At 59.0% G+C, this 1200-nt stretch carries 1 protein-coding gene; it reads right to left on the bottom strand.

Translation table 11 applies throughout. The features are described 5' to 3' along the window. Window positions 1-18: 18 nt before the first annotated feature. Window positions 19-1130, bottom strand: a protein-coding gene (locus tag G394_RS0115975; protein WP_156902657.1) for an IS3 family transposase whose coding sequence is annotated in 2 segments (ribosomal slippage) — window positions 19-872 and window positions 872-1130 — 1113 coding nt in all. Because the reading frame shifts where the segments join, the coding sequence is not laid out codon by codon here. Window positions 1131-1200 lie beyond the last annotated feature (70 nt).

The following is a 1200-nucleotide window of genomic DNA, read 5'->3' as shown; positions in this document are numbered from 1 at the left end:
CGGGAAACTTCGGACCACTCAATTCTTGAGGGTTTCCCCACGGTTCATGTTTTTTCCATACTGCCGACAGAAATGTTCTGGCGTCATGTTGTTCAGGCTTGAATGCGGGCGAACGGAGTTGTAGTGCCGCCTCCATTCCTCGATCACAACCCGCGCCTCGGCCCGACACCGGAACCATTCCATCGACAGACATTCGTCGCGAAATTTGCCGTTAAAACTCTCGTTCAAACCGTTCTGCCATGGCTTCCCAGGCTCAATCAGCGCCAAATCCAGAGACTCCCGAGCCGCCCATTTGAGCAGCGCCTTCGACACGAACTCAGGTCCGTTGTCAGAACGTAGGCTCAGAGGGGCTCCACGCTCGCTGATCAGGCGGGACAGCACCTCGATCACCCGGCCCGACCTGATGCTGCCGGCAACGTCTATTGCCAGGCACTCACGCGTGTATTCATCCACCACAGTCAGGCATTTGATCTGCTGGCCGTTTGCGCAAGCATCGTAGACAAAATCGTACGCCCACAGTTCGTTTGCTCCCATCGGCAGTTGCGGTCTTGGGCGGGATGCAGCCACTCGTTTCCGAGGCCGCTTCCTGGGCACCTGCAACCCGGCCTTGGACCACAGCCGGAACGCCCTGTCGGCGCCCATGACATATCCCAGACGTTCCATGAACACGTTGATCCGGCGGTATCCAAAGCGCGGATACGTCGCAGCCAGGCCCGCCATGGCTGCCATCAGCGGCTTGTCCCGGGCCTCCAGTCGCGACTCGTAGTGCAGCGACGACCGGGAAGTGGATAACAGCGCACACGCCCTGCGTTGTGATAGCCCGCGACTCCTGGCGTATGCCACCTGGAGGCGTCGGACGGGTGCGCCTACCATTTTTTTGCGGCGATCTCCTTCATGACCTCGATTTCAAGGTCCCGTTCCGCAAGGATCTTCTTTAGCCGCGTGTTCTCTTGTTCCAGCAGGCGCAGCCGCTTCACGTCATCGGCGGACATGCCGGCAAATCGCTGGCGCCACGTATAGATCGTCTGCTCGCTGATTCCATGCTTCTTGGCTACCTGGGCCACCGGGCTGCGGTCAGCTTCGCGCAGGATGCCCACCATCTGCTCTTCGGAAAATCGTCCCTTTTTCATCTGTCCCCTCGTGGTTGAGGGGGAAACCTATCTCAAGTTTCGACTGGTCTGAAAAGAGCCGGGCAGGTCA

Origin of the sequence: Desulfomicrobium escambiense DSM 10707, from assembly GCF_000428825.1 — a bacterium.
Classification (GTDB): Bacteria; Desulfobacterota; Desulfovibrionia; order Desulfovibrionales; family Desulfomicrobiaceae; genus Desulfomicrobium; species Desulfomicrobium escambiense.
Note: the sequence above shows the minus strand (reverse complement) of the source record. Positions and strands in the feature narration are given on the sequence as shown.